General features: G+C 59.2%; 17 protein-coding genes, 1 pseudogene and 1 riboswitch. Of the genes and pseudogenes, 6 read left to right on the top strand and 12 right to left on the bottom strand.

Going from position 1 to position 16,705, the window contains the following annotated elements; translation table 11 throughout:
• The first annotated feature begins 3 nt into the window (after positions 1-3).
• Together ADJ74_RS03750 and ADJ74_RS11230 are read left to right on the top strand one after the other, a co-directional pair.
• Entirely contained in the window at positions 4-903 is a 900-nt protein-coding gene (locus ADJ74_RS03750) for a phosphatase (RefSeq protein ID WP_050341997.1), read from the top strand.
• A complete protein-coding gene (locus ADJ74_RS11230) occupies positions 900-1,361 on the top strand; it encodes a hypothetical protein (protein ID WP_157040586.1) in 462 nt (153 codons plus the stop codon). The genes ADJ74_RS03750 and ADJ74_RS11230 overlap by 4 nt, the downstream gene beginning before the upstream one ends.
• Before the next feature lie 293 nt (positions 1,362-1,654).
• On the opposite strand, the gene ADJ74_RS03745 is transcribed toward ADJ74_RS11230, so the two are convergent.
• Both ADJ74_RS03745 and ADJ74_RS03740 read right to left on the bottom strand, forming a co-directional pair.
• On the bottom strand, positions 1,655-2,350 hold the full coding sequence (locus tag ADJ74_RS03745) for a hypothetical protein (protein WP_050341995.1): 696 nt from the start codon (positions 2,348-2,350) through the stop codon (positions 1,655-1,657).
• Between the two features lie 39 nt (positions 2,351-2,389).
• On the bottom strand, positions 2,390-2,734 hold the full coding sequence (locus ADJ74_RS03740; protein ID WP_040572557.1) for a single-stranded DNA-binding protein: 345 nt from the start codon (positions 2,732-2,734) through the stop codon (positions 2,390-2,392).
• Positions 2,735-3,091: 357 nt separating this feature from the next.
• Here ADJ74_RS03740 and ADJ74_RS03735 point away from each other — a divergent pair, with 357 nt between their 5' ends.
• Positions 3,092-4,015, top strand: a complete 924-nt coding sequence (locus ADJ74_RS03735; protein ID WP_157040585.1) for a hypothetical protein — start codon at positions 3,092-3,094, stop codon at positions 4,013-4,015.
• 153 nt (positions 4,016-4,168) lie between these two features.
• Here the strand turns inward: ADJ74_RS03735 and ADJ74_RS03730 are convergent, their stop codons facing one another.
• The 8 genes and pseudogenes from ADJ74_RS03730 to ADJ74_RS03700 all read right to left on the bottom strand — a co-directional run bounded on the left by ADJ74_RS03730 (position 4,169) and on the right by ADJ74_RS03700 (position 10,975).
• A complete protein-coding gene (locus ADJ74_RS03730) occupies positions 4,169-4,573 on the bottom strand; it encodes a hypothetical protein (RefSeq protein ID WP_157040584.1) in 405 nt (134 codons plus the stop codon).
• A 197-nt stretch (positions 4,574-4,770) separates the two neighbouring features.
• Positions 4,771-4,894: pseudogene (locus tag ADJ74_RS11695) on the bottom strand (secretion protein HlyD); the annotation flags it as partial.
• A gap of 170 nt (positions 4,895-5,064) precedes the next feature.
• Positions 5,065-6,300, bottom strand: a complete 1,236-nt coding sequence (locus ADJ74_RS03725; protein ID WP_050341991.1) for a serine hydroxymethyltransferase — start codon at positions 6,298-6,300, stop codon at positions 5,065-5,067.
• 194 nt (positions 6,301-6,494) lie between these two features.
• Entirely contained in the window at positions 6,495-6,998 is a 504-nt protein-coding gene (locus ADJ74_RS03720) for a hypothetical protein (protein ID WP_050341989.1), read from the bottom strand.
• A gap of 24 nt (positions 6,999-7,022) precedes the next feature.
• Positions 7,023-8,597: an AAA family ATPase gene (locus ADJ74_RS03715; RefSeq protein ID WP_050341987.1), complete on the bottom strand. Its 1,575-nt coding sequence runs from the start codon at positions 8,595-8,597 to the stop codon at positions 7,023-7,025.
• Positions 8,594-9,103, bottom strand: coding sequence for a hypothetical protein (locus ADJ74_RS03710; protein ID WP_232294851.1), 510 nt, complete (start codon positions 9,101-9,103; stop codon positions 8,594-8,596). Before ADJ74_RS03710 ends, ADJ74_RS03715 begins: the two co-directional genes overlap by 4 nt.
• Positions 9,055-9,249 (bottom strand): hypothetical protein, encoded by a 195-nt coding sequence (locus ADJ74_RS03705; RefSeq protein WP_050341983.1) that lies wholly within the window; start codon positions 9,247-9,249, stop codon positions 9,055-9,057. Before ADJ74_RS03705 ends, ADJ74_RS03710 begins: the two co-directional genes overlap by 49 nt.
• 10 nt (positions 9,250-9,259) lie before the next feature.
• The gene (locus ADJ74_RS03700) at positions 9,260-10,975 is read right to left on the bottom strand and encodes a hypothetical protein (RefSeq protein ID WP_050341982.1); all 1,716 of its coding nucleotides are present in this window, start codon (positions 10,973-10,975) and stop codon (positions 9,260-9,262) included.
• 218 nt (positions 10,976-11,193) lie between these two features.
• A riboswitch (cobalamin riboswitch) is annotated at positions 11,194-11,366 on the top strand.
• On the opposite strand from ADJ74_RS03700, the gene ADJ74_RS11225 reads away from it, so the two are divergent.
• Entirely contained in the window at positions 11,324-11,467 is a 144-nt protein-coding gene (locus ADJ74_RS11225) for a hypothetical protein (RefSeq protein ID WP_157040583.1), read from the top strand. It overlaps the preceding riboswitch by 43 nt.
• On the top strand, positions 11,464-13,650 hold the full coding sequence (locus tag ADJ74_RS03695) for a TonB-dependent receptor (RefSeq protein ID WP_253271719.1): 2,187 nt from the start codon (positions 11,464-11,466) through the stop codon (positions 13,648-13,650). Before ADJ74_RS11225 ends, ADJ74_RS03695 begins: the two co-directional genes overlap by 4 nt.
• A gap of 107 nt (positions 13,651-13,757) precedes the next feature.
• Here ADJ74_RS03695 and ADJ74_RS03690 read toward each other — a convergent pair whose 3' ends face one another.
• Together ADJ74_RS03690 and ADJ74_RS03685 are read right to left on the bottom strand one after the other, a co-directional pair.
• Positions 13,758-15,017: an SLC13 family permease gene (locus ADJ74_RS03690; protein WP_050341978.1), complete on the bottom strand. Its 1,260-nt coding sequence runs from the start codon at positions 15,015-15,017 to the stop codon at positions 13,758-13,760.
• A 136-nt stretch (positions 15,018-15,153) separates the two neighbouring features.
• Positions 15,154-15,402 carry a DUF1653 domain-containing protein gene (locus tag ADJ74_RS03685; protein ID WP_006690657.1) on the bottom strand — a complete coding sequence of 83 codons (249 nt, stop codon included), beginning with the start codon at positions 15,400-15,402 and terminating at the stop codon, positions 15,154-15,156.
• Between the two features lie 255 nt (positions 15,403-15,657).
• Here ADJ74_RS03685 and ADJ74_RS03680 point away from each other — a divergent pair, with 255 nt between their 5' ends.
• Positions 15,658-16,620: a D-2-hydroxyacid dehydrogenase gene (locus tag ADJ74_RS03680; RefSeq protein WP_050341975.1), complete on the top strand. Its 963-nt coding sequence runs from the start codon at positions 15,658-15,660 to the stop codon at positions 16,618-16,620.
• Positions 16,621-16,705: the final 85 nt, after the last annotated feature.

Here is a 16,705-nt window from a genome sequence, read left to right as displayed (position 1 = left end):
ACGATGCTCCACGCGATCATCGACATCGGCTCGAACACCATCCGCATGGCGGTCTATCAGATCGAGGGCGATACGTTTACGATGCTCATGAAGCGCAAGCACACGGCGGGACTTGCGGGCTGCCTCGACGATGGGCGGCTCACGCGCGAGGGCGTTGACCTGACGATAAAGATCCTCGGCGGATTCGTGGATCTCATCGACGCCCTCGGCATCGGCCGCGTCCATGCCTTTGCGACGGCGGCGCTGCGCACAGCGACGAACCGCGCTACCGTGCTCGCGGAGATCGAGCGGCGCACGGGCGTCCGCATCCGCGTGCTCTCGGGCGCGGAGGAGGCGGCGTACGCCTTTCGCGGGGCGGCGGCGAGCATCCCCTATGCGGATGGCATCATGGCGGACATCGGCGGCGGCAGCACGGAGATCGTCTCCTTTGCGGGGGGCACGATGCAGGAACGGTGGAGTCTGCCGCTCGGCTCGCTCGCCCTGCGGCGCGCCCATGTGACGGGGCTCTTTCCGACGCCCGCGGAGTGTGCGGCGATCGAGGCGGATGTGTGGGAGATCCTCGTGGAGATGCCTGCGGTGTGCGCCCTGCGCGCCCAGCATCTCGTCGGGCTCGGCGGAGTGCTCAGCAGCACGAGCCGCCTCCATGCACTCCTCTATCCGATGGAGCCACAGCGATGTATCGCTGCGGCAGCACTCGCACCGATGATTGCCATGCTCGGCAGCGGCCGTCCGCTCGAGGAGCGCGACACCGCCCTCCTCCTGCGCGCCGCGCCCGACCGCCTCCACAACATCGTCCCCGGCATGATCATCGCCCGCGTCCTCGCGGAAACCTTTGCCGCCGAGGACATCACGTGCAGCGACGGCGGCGTGCGCGAGGGCTATATCCGCGCGGAGATTCTTTGAGACCATACATTCTGTGCCAACCTACGCCGATGGAAGGGGAGATCCGTGCGGCATCGGCAGCGGCACATCAGATAAAGAATCGTTCCACAAAAAAAGACGCCTATGTGGGCGTCTTTTTTGATTCTTTCGGCTGCTCCGGCAGAGGCAGGGGGCTCCCCATTGTGCCGCACTCCCGCAGGAGGCGGCGAAAGCGTACATATATTCAGGGGGCGAAAGCGTGTTTTGGTGTTGGGGAAAGTGCGTGCGGACGGGGCATTGACGCGGCGTGTGTCTGCGGCAGGGTGCTGTACGGCGCAGTCTGCATCCGTACCCTGTGCGTTCAGGGACGCCGTTGGGTGTTTCGGGCATTGCGTTTTACACGGCGAAGTGTGGTGGCGGTCTCTCCCGCCAGCCCCGCGTTCATCCGCCCTGCGGCATGGTCCGCCGATGCCAAGGCGCGGCGCGGGGGTGGTATTTGAATTCTCCTCACAGGGAGTGTCTATACCATGTTTTGGGCTCTGTGTGCGGATACACACAGAGGGGGTGTGCAGCCTCTTTGTTCATCTGCACCTGAACCGGGAGTGGAATCCCTGCCCCTGCCGGAGCAGCCGCTATTTTGGTGCATCTTTTCCGTTTTCGCCCCTACCACCGCTTACGCGGTCCCCCTCCCCCGCTCGCGCAGGGGAGGTTGAAATGGCGGGATATTCACTTCCCCCGTCGCTGCGGGGGAAGTGGCGCGCGCAGCGAGCCGAAAGGGGCGCCCTTGTTTTCGCTACTTCCCTTCCAGTGCCTCGATGATCTCCGTGAGGGAGGTGCCATCGCAGCCGAAGATGCGTTCAATGAGGCGGCGTTCGGCGCTGTCTTCGCCGAGGGGAGGCATCGTGATCGGGAGCTGCAGCGTGTAGTCAACCTGCACATTGAGGAGCGCCTCGTCAAGCGCACGGGACGTATCCGCTGCCGTTTTTGAAAGTGCCTCCTGCATGCGGCGCACGGCATTCCGATCGTAGTCGATCGTTTTTACTACCTCGATGTCGTAGCAGTAGGGGGTCTGGTTGCCGTCCTTGTTAAAGACGTAGCCCTTCCCGGCGCCGCGTTTCATCCTGCTCGTGGAACGCTGCTCGGATAGGTGCGCGAGCGTCTTGAGGAAGCGGCGGCGTGCCTTGTTCTCCTCGGCGGCGGTGTCGAAGTTCAGCGTCATTGTCGTCTTTGCCTGTGTAATGGCGCGCCCGAGCCGTTCCTTTTCCTCCATGAGGGCGTGCCATGCGCGCAGCACAGTCATGGGATTGTACGCCATGTAGAACTTCTCGCTGCAGTCCACGTCCTCGTCCGCCTGCTCGGGGACGACCTTGCTGCGGAGATGCTTCTCCGTCACCGTCATGACGTTGTCCGTATCGTCCAGATATGAGGCAGCCTCCTCCAGCAGACGGCTGAGGATCTTCTGCATCTGGAATGCTTCCTTGAGATTCATGTGTTCCTCCGTTTTCTCTCTTATTCCGTGCGTGTTCCTTTACACGCGCACGTACTGCATGATGTTTGAGCTGTCCTTGCCGAGTGCTTTGGCCGCGGTGACCTTGCCGCCGTCGACCATGTCGTAGAACGCTCTGCCGAGGGTCAGTTTGGTTCCGCGCGGCATTGTCCAGTCTGTGCCGAAGAGGGCCTTTAGGCTGAACTTTGTCCCCGGCGTCAGTGCCTCGACACGGCGCAATGTGTCGGCGTATGTCGCCGCAAACGCATCCTCCGTGCCGAGGAGCAGCGCGCGGATGTGCGCGAGGACAGGAATGCCCTGCTTCTCCGCGGCCTCTGCAATATGGGCGTACTCATCGTCGTTCAGTAAGAGCTGGATATTTTTCATGATAACGCTCCTCACATATTCTTGCTTGATGAAATGAATTTATGGAAGCACTGATAAATTCGGTACAACCATCTTGACGCATCTTTTTTGCCCGCACTTCGGCGGAAAATCCTCCACAGAGCACCACTCTGCGTCCGGTTTTCCACCTCGTTCGGACGAAAAAATCTACGCCAATCTGGCAGACCTCATTTTATCAGTGATTCCTTAGTTGTCTGTGAGCATATTTAGATTATATATACTCTGATTGATAATGTCAACCAGAAAAAGAAAAATATTTTTCAGAACTTGAAAGAAAAGTAATATTGTTTTATTCTTGTCAAAGCAATATTCTTTTGATGGAAGAGAAAGGTGAGGGGCATGGTTCAAAGAGCATTGGGCGAAGAGATGTTCAATGATTTTCAAAAGGGTGGCCCGCTTCACGAACTGCTCACGTACGTGCAGCATGATGACACCCTTGATTTGGAGTTTCGAGGGGAGTACGCGGCGAATATTTACTATCGCGGCGGCAGCCTCTTCCGCATTGACCGGAGCGCGATTGGCTATACGCTCACGTTCGATACGAAGTATGATGCGGGGATGGCGGCAAATCCTTCGATCTGCACGGCGGTCAAACATATCCCGCTGTATAAGCATGCGATGGATGTCTGGTTCGCGGAGAATCGGAAGTATGAGCGGGAGTTCCAGCAGGTCGTCGTACGGGAGAATAATCGGCATGGCGCGATCTCGCATGCAACGGATTACTATATCGCTGATGTGGAGTATGTCTATCGCGATGCAGAGGGGACGAATGCGCGGTTTGATATGGTCGCTGTGAAATGGCCGTCGACCGTGTCTGCCCGAAAGGACGAGGGAGCACCGACGCTCGCTGTGATCGAGATGAAGTATGGAGATGACGCGCTGGATGGTTCGGCGGGGCTGGTCGCTCATCTGAATGATGTTCAGGCATTTGTCGACGGCGCAGCGATGCATCAGTTCTGTGCGGATATGGCGAAGGTGTTCCGGCAGAAATGCGAGCTTGGACTGATTTCGGATATGGCGGAGAAAAAGCATCATATCACGATATCCGAAGAGAACATCGAGCTGATCTTTCTCATCGCGAACCATGATCCGGACAAGACAAGGCTAAGAGCAGCGGTTGAGCAAATGGCAAATCTTGTTGCACATCAGCAGTATCCGTTCGCCATCAAATTCGCGGCCTCATCCATGATGGGGTATGCACTCTATGCCGATCCGATGAAGACCCTTGGGGAGATGCAGGAGATGCTCGAAAAAAAGGCATAGCACAACGAAAACGCACCCCTCCGTACATGGACGGAGAGGCGCGTTTTGTCTGTGTGTGTAGAGACTTAGGAAGAAGCACTGATAAATTCGACATGACCATCTTGGCATACCGTATGTTTCAGTGATTCCTATCTGCAGCGTTTGCGTATATCACTATTCACTGGCACGAACTTTAATTGAGGTTATCATACCGTTCTTTACCGTAAACCACATTGTCACAGACTCGTTTACATTATATGCATATATCGTTTTGTCGAAACGTTTCCGATACTCCTCATTATCTTTTTCAGAAAGCTTCGGGGCCTTATGTCTTTCCGTAGATACACCATCTGCTGTGCCGTATATTTTGGATAATACAGTTTCTGACATTCCGACACGCACACCATCTGCTGTACTAAAGTCGCCTCTCCCATCTACGGTAATTGAGGTTACGATATAATTATCATCCAAATCCCATGCGGTCAATTGAATACTTGCTCCCTTGTAGGAAAGGTCTATTCTATGGTCTGATTGTGACGTATGATACGGCTTTCCAAAAGCAGCAAGCAGTTTTTTCATAGAATCCCCTACACAGATACCATTGATTGACGTCTGCTCCTTGTATATAGAACAACTTATCGGAATAGCTCCGAGATTCCTTGTGTATTCCACGGGACGTTGAGCAACACATATAGGACTAATAAATAAGCAGAAAGAGAACACAATGCCTATCTTTTTGAAATATTGTCTTCCGAACATCATCTCATCCCTCCATATTAAGGAAGCACAGATAAATTTAGCACCGCCATCTTAGCGCATCCTTTTGCCCCCCTTTTTTGTCGGCAAATCCTCCACATAGCCTCTGCTATGCGTCCGGTTTGTCTCCTTGACAGGAAAAAATCTGCATTAATCCACGGGCCTGTTTTATCAGCTCTTCCCTAACAATCGACATTCCATTTCAGTAAAGGGGTGCTGCACCATGATGTTGCCTCTCTCGTCGTGCTGCTGTTTCCCTCTATTATAATATTTCGGAGGCCAATCATGCGACAAAAGAATTTATCAATATTTCCTTAGCTCTCAGAATCGCCCATCCACTCGTCGGCGAAGAGGGGGGCGTCTTTGACGAGGGCGACGATTTCCTTGCGCGTTGCCTCGATCTGCTCGGGTGTGAGGACGGTCGAGAGCGGCTTTGCGAGCAGGGAGCCGATGTAGGCGATGTCCTCCTCGCGCATTCCTCGGGTCGTCGGGTTCGATGTCGAGAGGCGCAGGGCGTGGAGGAAGAGTCCCGGATCCATCGTGGGCATGGTGTCGAGTTTGACGCGGATGCCCATCTGTCCGATGACCTTGACCGCCGTGCCGATGTCAACGCCCGCCGCCGTGGAGGCGAGGACGAGGTGTGTGTCCGTGCCGCCGCAGAGGACGGACGCGCCGTGGTCGGCGAGGGTGCGCGCGAGCACCTGTGCGTTCTGCACGACCTGTTCGGCGTAGTTGCGGTAGCGCTCGCTGGCTGCCTCGCGCAGGACGACGCCGAGCGCGGCGAGGTGGTTCATGTGGAGTGCCTCATGCCCCGTGTTGATGACGGCGGCATCCATGCGCGAGGCGAGCTCCGCCTTCGTGAGGACGACGGCGCCGTCGGGCCCGCGCAGGGAGTCGCGCGTGGAGAACGTGACGACATCGGCGAGGGGGACGGGCGAGGGGATGAGTTTGGATGCGACGAGGCCGACGCTCTGGCTGATGTCGACCCAGAGGTAGGCGTCCACGGTCTGTGCGATCTCATAGAGGATCTGGTAGTCGATCGTGCGCGGGAAGCTGACCGGGGAAAAGATGATGAGCCGCGGCCGGACGCGCTCTGCCTGCGCGCGCACTGCTCCCCAGTCGATTTCCTGCGTGCCGGGCTCGATGCCGTAGTTCTCAAAGCGGTAGGAGAGTCCCGCGACGTGATCCTTTTTGCGCAGGTTGAGGGAGAGTACCATGTCGCCCTCTGCGAGGAGCGCCTGAAAGACGACGCGTGAGGCGGCGACGATGTTGCCGAGGCGGACGATGGCGTGGTCGCTGTGAAAGAGCTGTTTTGCACGGTCGCGCACGATGGCCTCGAGGTGGAGGCCGCCGGTCGGGGTCTCGTCGCTGCGGTCAAAGAAGCTGTTCGTGAGGATACTGCCCTCAAGATACTTTGCGAACGGCGACATGGCGTTCATGTTCGGCATCAGCGAGAGTGTGTAGCGCTGGCGCTGGCGTTCTTCCTGCAGGAGGTTGTAGATCTCGGGGTCGAAGGCTTCGAGATGATGGACGACTTCTTCGCGTTTCATGGGCAATTCTCCTTAAAAATCGACAAAGAAAGGATACTGTTGACGTTTTCCATGCCCACAGTATACCACAATATTTCCGTTTGGTCACCCACTTTTGACGTTTCTGAATATTGCTATCAAGGAGAGAGGGGGCTGCTATGCGCCCCTTCACTGTGCATAGCGCGCCCGATGGCGGGGCAGCACCCCGCCGCTCCTCAGTGCGGATGGACGACGGAGACGGCGCCATTGCTGCTGATGGCGCGGTACGTGCCGTCGCTGTAGACCTCGACGAACTCGTAGCCGCCGTGTGCGGCGAGCGAACGTGCGCCCTCCATGCCCTCGGGGAGGGGCTCGCCGCGCTTATAGTGCATGATGATGCCCCCGGTGATGTTGATGGTGTGCACCTCGTAGGGTGCGCCGAGAAAGCACTGCGCGACGATGCCGATGGGGATGGATGCGATGTTGACGATGTCGGGAAACTCCGCGCGGATGGCGTCGACGATGGCGTCGCGCTCCGCCGTGCTCATGGTCGCGCCGCCCGCATCGAGCTTGTGGATGGCGTCGATGTACGCCTTGGAGCGCGGCTCTTTGAGACGGCGCGCGAGCTGCACGGCGTTTTCCTGCGCCTCTCTCTGCGTCTCTCGGGGGGCGGCGGTCAGGCTCAGGCGGCTTTCCTGCGTCTGTTCCGTCTGATTTCGGTGGAGTAGTGGTCGCGGCATGTTCGTTCCTTTCTGTCGGGGGAGTTACACCAGTACCTTGCGCGTGCGCATCTCGGCGGATTTTTTGAGCTCGGTCTCGCTGCCGATGGGGCGTCCGCTCGCGGGGACGGCACGCTCGCGTCCCCAGTCGCGGATGGCGGCGATTTTTTCCGGCGCGGTCGCGGAGAGCGGGACGACGTTTTCAAAGGCGCTGCGCAGGTTCTCTGCGCTCAGGCTGAACGCGGGGTTCGCGATGGCGCGGTAGGCGAGGTCGCGGACGGTGGACTCGAGATCCGCGCCCGTAAAGCCGTCGGTCATTGCGACGAGGGTGTCGGCGAATGCGCCCGCGAAGTCGAGCCCCAGATACTTTCGCATGTAGAGGTGCAGGATGTCGCGGCGCTCGTCGGCGGTCGGCAGGTCGATGAAGAAGAGCTCGTCGAACCGCCCGCGCCGCAGGAGCTCCGAGGGGAGCATGGAGACGTCGTTCGCCGTCGCGACGACGAAGACCGGCTTGCGGCACTCCTGCAGCCAGAAGAGGAACTGCCCGACCATGCGCGTGGAAACGCCGCCGTCGTTCGAGCTGCCCGCGCCCGAGAGTCCCTTTTCGATCTCGTCGATCCAGAGGATGCACGGCGCGACGTTCTCCGCCGTCTGAAGTGCGCTCTGCAGCTGCTGCTCGGTCTGCCCGACGTAGCTGCCTTGTACGGTCGCAAAGTCGAGGCGGTAGAGCGGGAGTTTCCAGCTGGCGGAGATCGCCTTGGCCGAGAGGGACTTGCCGCAGCCGGGCACGCCGACGAGCAGGATGCCGCGCGGGGACTTGAGTCCCTTTTCCCGCAGCAGGCTGCGTTTCTCCGCGGTAAAGAGGAGGCGTTTCTCGTCGAGCCAGTTCCGCAGTCCCGTGAGCCCGCCCACGTCGCGGACGCTCTCGTCGACGGTGATCTTCTCCAGTCCCGAGATGTCGGAAAAGAGGCGATCCTTCGCCGTGCGCACCTCGTCCATGTCCTCCCGCCGGATGGATTTTTTCGCGATGAGCGCCGCCATGACGTTCTCTGCCTCGATGGCGGTGACGCCGCAGAGGATGGAGGCCGCCTCGCGGATGTCGGCGTCCGTCCACTCGATCGTGATCTCGCCGCGGTAGTCGTCGATGTAGCCGCGCACGATCTGCTCCATCTCGTCCTCGTCGGGCAGCGGGAGCTCGAGACGCAGCCCGAGGCGCTGGAGGCGGTTCCAGATGGGGGCGGTGGTGAGCACGATGATCTGCCCGCCCGTCTCGTTCGCGAGGGTCACGAGGTCGAGGAGCTGCCGCGCGTCGTTCGTGTCGGTCGAGAGGTCGGGCGTCTCGGTCAGAACGAGGGTCGTGTTCGCGCGGTGCTTCATCTGCTCGCCGATGAAGTCGAGCGCGCCATAGACGGACTTGTCGTCGCTGAGCACCTTGTCCGTGGCGAGGTCGTAGACGCCCTTGGACAGGGTATGGATGCAAAAGGGTAGGGAGAGCTCCTCTGCGACCTCTTTGAGCAGTGTCAGCGCGCGGGCGCGCTCGACGGTGTGGAGCGTGATAAAGGGGATCCGTGCGATGCCGTAGCGCGCGAGCAGCTCCTTGCACGTCTGTCGTGCGGTCATGAGAACGCCTCCGTTTCCAGTACGTTTACCCTGTGGCTGCGCACGAGTGCGCTCATGCGCCCCGTGCGGTCTGTCTTTGCGGAGGCCTCAAGGGACTCCTGCGTGCGGTCGGCCGCCGTCTGTACGGCAGCAATGGTCTCTTTGCGCGTCGCGGCGGGGAGGGCGGGGAGATCGGCCGCCGCATAGAGCGTGCGAAATCTGCGCCGCTGGGCGAGGAGTGCCGCGATGGTATCCTGCTCGGCGGACGCGCGCGCGAGGTCGCGCGAAAATGTGTCGCCGTCCTTCTGGATGCGCGTGTTCAGGGCATCGAGCAGCCGCTGGGTGAACCGCTCGGCGACGCCCGACTGCCACACGAGCGTCCCCGCGCGCATGGCGTGCACTGCCTCCTCGTCCGCCGTCCCCGCAGCGAATGTCGTTAGGAGCGCCGCCCACTGGGCGTAGGTGCGCGGCGGGGCGATCATGCGCGTCTCCTGCGCACGGGCGCGGTCGGCGGCTCGAGGTTCCACGCGGGCAGCCCCGCCGCGAGCACCTCGGACTCGCCGCGGGCGCGCCTCTCCTGCGGGCTTCGTGCGTCCTGCGCGGCGGGGGTTGCTGCGCCGTGCGCTGCCGCATCGCTTGTGGGGATCGCAGCAAACGGATTTTGCTCGTTCATCGTATGCCTCCTATATCTGCATCCTGCGGCCGCCCTCGCGGACGGTGCGGAAGGCGGAAACGTCCAGTGCCATGAGGTAATCCAGCGTCTTTTGGCTCTCGGCGTCGAGCGCGCGGTATGCCTCGCGGTAGTCCACGACCTCGGCGAGGAGGCCGCGCACGATCTCCGCCCCTGTTTTGCCCTGCTCGGCAAAGTGCTCCTGCAGCTCCTCGCGCTGCGCTTCGAGGGCGCGCTTTGCGCTGCGGTAGTTCAGGTAGATGAGCACGCCGATGACCGCGCCGATGACGAGCCCGACCGCACCGCCGAGATAGAACCCGAGGACGATGGGGACGATGCCCGCCCACTTGCAGAGCTCCTGCTTCCCGGTCAGACGCAGCTTTGCCAGCTCGCGGTCGCGCATGGCGTCGTTCCACGCGGCGAACTGCCGCAGGAGCTCCTCCTCGTTCTCGCCGTTTTCCGTCTCCCCCTCGAACTCTCCGATGCGCAGCGCAATGCTGTGCGGCACGGCGGCGCGGTTCTCCGCGATGTGGTCGCGATAGGCGGAGAGCATCCAGTCCTTGGATATGGCGAGCGCCATCTTCTGCGTCGCGACGTTCGCCTGCGCCTCCTTCGGGTTCATGGCGGCGTCGGTCAGGAGCTGCATAAAGTCGCGCCGCTCCTCAAACGCCTCCTGCTTGAGCTGCATTTCCTTCTTTGCGCGCGTCTCGTCGCCGCCCTCATCCGCGACGAGCTGCTCGAACGTCACCGCTTCGCGCAGGGGCTGCTCCGCCGCGTCGAAATCCGTCACGAGGCTCGTGAGGACGCGGTCGAGCTCCTGCACCAGCGTGCGCATGGGCGGGTTCTGCATGACGATTTGCTGGACGTGCGCGTAAAATTTGCCGTGCAGCTCCGCGCCGGCGAGTGTGGACTTCAGATCGGCGACGGTCGGGCTGTGCTCCTCGAGATAGGGATAGTGGAACGCGGCGGGCGTCTCGGGCTTCATGAGGGAGAGCGCCTCCTTCCAGCGGCCCTCCTGCGCCTCGACAAAGCCCGGCTGCTCGGAGAGGCGGGCGAGCCATGCGTCGAGCTGCTGCGCAATCAGCCCCTCCGTGTCCACGCCTAGGAGCCCGCTCGCATACGCATCGACGATGAGGATCGCCTTGCGGTCGAGTGCCGTCTCATCCTGACGCATGAGATAGTGCTGCGCCCAGTGCAGGGCAGGGGCACCGCGTCCCGCACGGCGGCAGACGAGGGCAAAGAAGAGCGCCGTCTTCTCCTCGTCACGGCGCAGTGCCTCGCGGAGCGCGCGCACGGCGATCTCCTCGTGGTCGCTGATCCAGGCGGAGAGGGCGACAAGCGCGGGCGCGAGCCAGTACTCGGGTGCGCGCAGCATCAGCTCCTCGCCCGCCGCACGCACCGTCTCCTGCCGCACGATGGCGAGATCGTTCGCCTGCAGGATGCCCTTCGTCGTGCGTCGGATCTCGGCGTAGTGCCCGTACTTTTGCTCGAGCTCCTGCCGCAGCTTGACGAGACGAGTCTCCGCGAGCTGGGCGCGCGCGGTGAGGCGGTGCGCCTGCACGAAGGCGTGGAAATCCGCCGTCAGCGCATCGAAATCCTGCTGCAGCGCGTCGACATTCTTGCCGACGGTGATGACGTTGGAATTGGTTGTGTCGATGTACTCACCGAGCTCCCGCAGACAGTTCCATATCCCGGAAAGATCCGCCTGCGCAATAATGCGGTCAGCCATGCAGTACCCTCCTGTTCAGCGATGCATCATATAATTTGATTCTCATTATATCATATTGCGAAAAGCGTGAAAAGCCTGTGTATGTGCGAATGAATCCGCAGCAGATCGAACGCTGAACCGTGCACCTGACGAGGCTGGACGGGATCGCGGCGTACGCGAATGAAATCTGTGAAAAGTAATTGACACTGCGATATGCCTACGGTATACTACGATAGCAAATATAAATAAGCAGGTTCGGTGCCCCTCGGGGCGTAACAGGGAAATCGGTGCAATGCCGATGCGGTCCCGCCGCCGTAATGCTGAGGATGCCCTATGATGTCACTGGGAAACCGGGAAGGCAGGGCAACGATGAAGCAGAGCCGGAAGACCTACCGAATCTCGTACGCCGGTGCGCTCATGGCGCGCGCCACTGCATCCTGCGATGGACAGGACGGCAGGCTTTTTTTGCGGGCGTACACGGTCATCTGTGTGATTTTGGGGGAATGGAAATGACACGACGGAATTTGGCACTTGCGGTCGCATTGGCGACACTGAGCGCAGCATGGACGGTGCCGGCAGCGGCGCAGGAGGGCGCGGCGGACGTGCACGCATCACCAGATGAACATACCCTTGGCGAAACCGTTGTGACGGCGACTCGTATCGCAGAGCCACGCATGAAAATCCCTGCTAACGTGACGGTCATCACCGCGAAGGATCTTGAAAAAAGGCATGCGTTTAGTCTGCGCGATGCCCTGACACGTGAGGCGGGCATTTACGTTGCACCAACAGCCGAAGTCAAGGATGGTGTCATGCTACGCGGATTTTCGGGCGCAGATATCCTCGTCATGTATAATGGGCAGATGCTGAACACTGCCTTTGACGGAGGTGTCAATTGGGACTCCATCCCACTGACCAATATTGATCGCATTGAGATCGTTCGTGGCGCCGGATCGTCGCTCTATGGTGGACATGCCGTCGCGGGCATCATCAATATCATCACGAAGAAGCCGACTGCATCAGAGGCGACAAAACCTCAGATCCATGGACAGGTCGATCTTCAGAGAGGCAGCAACAATACATGGCAGCGCGGACTTCAGGTCACAGGTGGTGATAAGAATATTTCCTTCCGCGTCGGCTATGAGAAGCGTACGTCGGACGGGTGGGTCGGTCATGCCGTAACGGCGGAGGAAGACAGTGGAAGTTATACGCCCGATGCGACCGGCTCCTTCAGGAGGCTGTCTGATGGCGACTATATTATAGGCAGCCGTGGGGCAAAGAAGAAGGACAGTGAGAATACCTTCGTCGATCTGAACTATGCGTTTGACAAGAACCGCTCACTTGGCTACACCTATCTGCATGCCTCGTATCAGTACTCCTATCATGATCCCATCACCTATTTCAGGGATGCCGCCGGGCTCCCTGTTTTCTCAGGCACTGTCCTTCTGCCAAACGGAAACTATATCAGTGCTTCGCCCGGTGATTTTCTTGGCTACTATGGCCAGCGGGAGCAGGATATTCACAAACTGCGCTATGAGGATACAAAGAACGGTTTCAAGGCAGGAATTGGCTACAGCAATACTTGGAAGGATGGATACTCCAGTGCTGATGGAGCAACGGATATTGACTGGACGGGTGCCGGCGACCGTGCGGAGTATCCGGCCAAGAACTATAATGCGGATCTGCAGAAAAAGTGGACGCTTGGCAACAATACACTGCTTGCCGGATTCTCGTGGATGAAGGATAAAATGCGCTATCGCAGATTCGATCTCCTCCATTGGAAGGATTGGGGCTCGACCTATGGCGCACCGTATCAGCAGAGCGGCGGTTCTGTGATGTCGTCGGCACTCTTTTTGCAGGATGAGCTGGCACTGGATGCACGCTGGAAACTTCAGCTCGGTATACGCTATGACCGCTTCGACAAGAAGGACGGGTACTCCTACATTAGAGCCGCACGCAGGGACTACGAGGACACATCGTTCCATGCGTGGAGTCCGAAGTTTGCCGTTAGCTATGAGCCGCAAAAGGATACAATGCTCTATGTAAGCTATGGAAAATCCTTTAATCCCCCGTCGATCTATCGGCTCTATCGCCGTGCGGGAAACAGTGCGAGCTCTATCCAGGCGAACCCGGATCTGACCCCGGAGATCTCCCGTACACTTGAGCTGGGAGTCAAGCAGAAGATCGGTAGGAATACCTCCTATGGACTGACGCTGTTCCGCGTGGACACGGAGGACAAGATTGCGATTGCAAAGAGGAATAACGTGCGTGCCTACTATAATCTGAACGAAGCGATGGTCAAGGGGGCGGAGTTTGAACTGAAACACCGTTTTCATCGTGACTGGCGTGCGTATTTTAACTATACCTTTGAGTCCGGTGAGTATACGAGTGGCGGCAAGACCGAGCGTGACTGGGATCTGCCAAAACACATGATGCGGTTTGGTATCGAATATAATCGTAATAAATTTAACGGCGTACTCGATGCCCAGTACATTGCCGCGCGTCAGGGCGCGGACAGCGTTACGGGAGAGTATGGCTCGGAAGACAGTTACTTCGTAACCAATTTGTATCTCAATTACAAGCTCAATGAGAACGTTAAAATGCAGTTCGGCATTGAGAACCTCTTTAACCGCAAATACTATGCAGGTGAAGCGGCAAACGAGAGAACCTACACCTTTGGTACAACATATTCGTTCTAGATTTTTAAGGAATTGCGCCTGTTGAAGGATGAATAGAGGAACATAGAAAAAGCTGCTGCACGAGGAGATACTTCGTGCGGCAGCTTTTTCTATGCAATTTTGGCGTGTCAGAACGGCCAGACGAGGGGGATGATGACGACGCAGACGATGAGGGAGAGGAGGACGAGCGGGAGGCCGATTTTGACGTAGTCCATGAAGCGGAACTGTCCCGCGGCAAGGACGAGCGTGTTCGGCGGGGTCGCGACCGGTGTGGTGAACGCGCAGGAGGCGGCGATGCCGATGGCCATAACGATCGGGTACGGCTCCGCGCCGATGGTCTGCGCGATGGAGATGGCGATGGGGGCGAGGAGTGCCGCCGCCGCCGTGTTGGACATGAACTGGGTCAGCCCGCACGAGAGGATGAACATCGCCGTGATGATGAGCATCGGCGAGGGGGCATCGCCCATGAGCCCGACGACAACATTCGCGATGAGCTGCCCCGCGCCGCTGCTCTCCATGGCATTGGCGAGCGGGAGCATCCCCGCAAAGAGGAAGATCGTTGTCCAGTCGATGCCGCGATACGCCTGTTTTTCTGTCAGGCAGCCCGTCAGGACACAGGCGAGTGCGCCGATGATGGCGATGGTCTCCATGTCGACGCCGATGCTCTTTTCGAGTACCATGGCGAGGACGACGGCGATGAGGATGATGGCGCAGATGACCATTTTGCGCGGATCGCTTTTCTCCTCCTCCGACTCCTCGGAGGCACTCTCCAGTGCGAGGTGACGCGGACAGAGATGGCGGCCGATCGTGAGCATGTAGATCATGCCCGTGAGGGAGAGCGGGATGCCGATCCATGCGAATTCGAAGAAGCCAAAGGGGCGCAGATGCGCCGTCTCAAGGGTCGCACTCATGAGGATATTCGGCGGTGTGCCGATCATCGTGATCGTGCCGCCGACGTTCGCGGCGATGGCGAGCGCCATAAGCTGCGGCGAGACGGGGATCTGTGCCGTGCGGCAGATCTGGATGACGACGGGCATCAGACACGCGACGGTCGCCGTGTTCGAGGAGACCGACGAGAGGATGATTGTGATGAGCATGAGGGCGGCCATCAGCGCGCGCTCGTTTGTGCCCGAGCGCCTGACGACGGCGATGCCGATCTGCTGTGCGAGTCCCGTCTGGAACATCGCTGCACCGATGATGAACATGCCCGCAAAGAGGACGACGGTGGGGTTCGACAGCCCGGCAAAGACTTGTGTCGGCGTCAGCACACCGAGGAGCCCGAGGACGATTGCCGCACTCATCGCTGTGACGGCGAGCGGAATGACCTCGGTCGCAAAGAGCACCGCCGCAGCGGCGAGGACGATGAGCGTCAGTGTTGCCTGATCCATAGATTTTTCTCCATTCTCAATCAGTTCAGTTCTTCCTTGGCATGATTCCTGTCATGCTCGTATCTGTATGATTTGGTGTAATTCGCGATAAAGTGGCGCATACCTGCTGTCGGGCGCGGGTAAAATACACACGGCGTTATGTGTCGTGTGCCGTATTGATTCGCTCAAACCGATACCTCTGTGCGGCACCGGGGTATTTCATGCGGTCCACCTCGCTCAGGAACATCGCGAGCGGGCGCGCGTAGATGCCGTATGTCCCGTAGAGTGCCTGATAGATGACGAGCATTTCGCCCGTTTCCGTGTGCTCAGCCACAGTCTCAATGCGGTAGAGCTTCCCTTTGAAGTGGCGCCAGATCTCGCCGTGTTTTGGTGGTTCGCGCGTCATCGTTTCCTCCTGTTGTGAAATGCCGAGGCATGAACGTGTGGCCTATATCCTCCGAGATTCCCTGAGGAATTGCTGATAAAATGAAGTCTCTTGGATTGGTGCTGAACGCATCAGTGAATCCCTAAGTCGTCACGATGATAGACGGAAGGCGGACGATTGTCAATCAAATATTTTCTTCCCCATGAGAGAAAATTCGTGTAAAATAGAAAAAGCGATAAAAGGATTGATTCGGAGGACAGTCGAGGAGGAAATGTCATGAAGATTGTTGTGCTCGACGGATATGCAGAGAACCCGGGGGACATCAGCTGGGCGCCGCTGGAGGCGCTGGGGGCGGTGACGGTCTATGACCGCACGGCGCTCACGGAGACGCCGCTGATCGCGGAGCGCATCGGTGATGCGGAGATCGCCGTGACGAACAAGACCCCGCTCACACGCGCGGTCATCGACGCCTGTCCAAACCTCAAGGCGATTGCTGTGCTTGCGACGGGCTACAATGTCGTGGACACGGCGTATGCACGCAAGAAGAATATTCCTGTCATGAATGTGCCCGTCTATGGTACGGACAATGTGGCGCAGTATGCGATAGCGCTCCTCCTCGAGGCGTGCTCGCAGGTCGGACTTCACGATCACTCCGTGCATGCGGGGGACTGGACGCGGAGCATCGACTTCTGCTATTGGCAGCGTCCGCTGATCGAGGTCAGCGGCAAGACGGCGGGCATCGTTGGATTTGGGCGCATCGGTCAGGCCGTCGCACGCATCCTGCGCGCGATGAACGTCCGCGTGCTCGCCTACAGCCGCACGGAGCGCGCGGAGGGACGAGCGCTCGCGGACTATGTGCCGCTCGATACGCTGCTGCGCGAAGCGGACTTTATCTTTCTCCATTGCCCGCTCACGCCGGAGACGGAGGCACTCATCAACGCGGACCGTATCGCGAAGATGAAGGACGGCGTCATCCTCGTCAACAACGGGCGCGGGCAGCTCATCGTCGAGGCGGATCTCGCAGCGGCGCTCGCGAGAGGCAAGGTCGCGTATGCTGCGCTCGATGTGGTATCGACCGAGCCGATCAAGGCGGACAACCCGCTCCTCCATGCGCCGAACTGCATCATCACGCCGCATATCTCGTGGGCGACGAAGGAGGCGCGTGAGCGCATTATGCAGACGACGGCGGACAATGTGAGGTCGTTTATCGAAGGGAAGCCCGAGAACGTCGTGAACTGAGAGTGTTCCGATGATAAAAGCCTGTTTGGAGGAGCGTTCTCCAAACAGGCTTTTCGATAATATGTTTGACTTTTCGTGTGGGCGT

Source organism: Selenomonas sp. oral taxon 478, assembly GCF_001189555.1.
Taxonomy (GTDB): domain Bacteria; phylum Bacillota; class Negativicutes; order Selenomonadales; family Selenomonadaceae; genus Centipeda; species Centipeda felix.
The sequence above is the reverse complement of the archived record's forward strand: the minus strand, read 5'-3'. Positions and strand labels throughout refer to the sequence as shown.

Coding starts and splice junctions, on each gene's coding strand:
- ADJ74_RS03750 (WP_050341997.1), top strand. CDS start 4: ATGCTCCACGCGATCATCGACATCGGCTCGAACACCATCCGCATGGCG.
- ADJ74_RS03745 (WP_050341995.1), bottom strand. CDS start 2,350: ATGAATCTCAAGGAAGCATTCCAGATGCAGAAGATCCTCAGCCGTCTG.
- ADJ74_RS03740 (WP_040572557.1), bottom strand. CDS start 2,734: ATGAAAAATATCCAGCTCTTACTGAACGACGATGAGTACGCCCATATT.
- ADJ74_RS03735 (WP_157040585.1), top strand. CDS start 3,092: ATGGTTCAAAGAGCATTGGGCGAAGAGATGTTCAATGATTTTCAAAAG.
- ADJ74_RS03730 (WP_157040584.1), bottom strand. CDS start 4,573: ATGAAAAAACTGCTTGCTGCTTTTGGAAAGCCGTATCATACGTCACAA.
- ADJ74_RS03725 (WP_050341991.1), bottom strand. CDS start 6,300: ATGAAACGCGAAGAAGTCGTCCATCATCTCGAAGCCTTCGACCCCGAG.
- ADJ74_RS03720 (WP_050341989.1), bottom strand. CDS start 6,998: ATGCCGCGACCACTACTCCACCGAAATCAGACGGAACAGACGCAGGAA.
- ADJ74_RS03715 (WP_050341987.1), bottom strand. CDS start 8,597: ATGACCGCACGACAGACGTGCAAGGAGCTGCTCGCGCGCTACGGCATC.
- ADJ74_RS03705 (WP_050341983.1), bottom strand. CDS start 9,249: ATGAACGAGCAAAATCCGTTTGCTGCGATCCCCACAAGCGATGCGGCA.
- ADJ74_RS03700 (WP_050341982.1), bottom strand. CDS start 10,975: ATGGCTGACCGCATTATTGCGCAGGCGGATCTTTCCGGGATATGGAAC.
- ADJ74_RS11225 (WP_157040583.1), top strand. CDS start 11,324: ATGAAGCAGAGCCGGAAGACCTACCGAATCTCGTACGCCGGTGCGCTC.
- ADJ74_RS03695 (WP_253271719.1), top strand. CDS start 11,464: ATGACACGACGGAATTTGGCACTTGCGGTCGCATTGGCGACACTGAGC.
- ADJ74_RS03690 (WP_050341978.1), bottom strand. CDS start 15,017: ATGGATCAGGCAACACTGACGCTCATCGTCCTCGCCGCTGCGGCGGTG.
- ADJ74_RS03685 (WP_006690657.1), bottom strand. CDS start 15,402: ATGACGCGCGAACCACCAAAACACGGCGAGATCTGGCGCCACTTCAAA.
- ADJ74_RS03680 (WP_050341975.1), top strand. CDS start 15,658: ATGAAGATTGTTGTGCTCGACGGATATGCAGAGAACCCGGGGGACATC.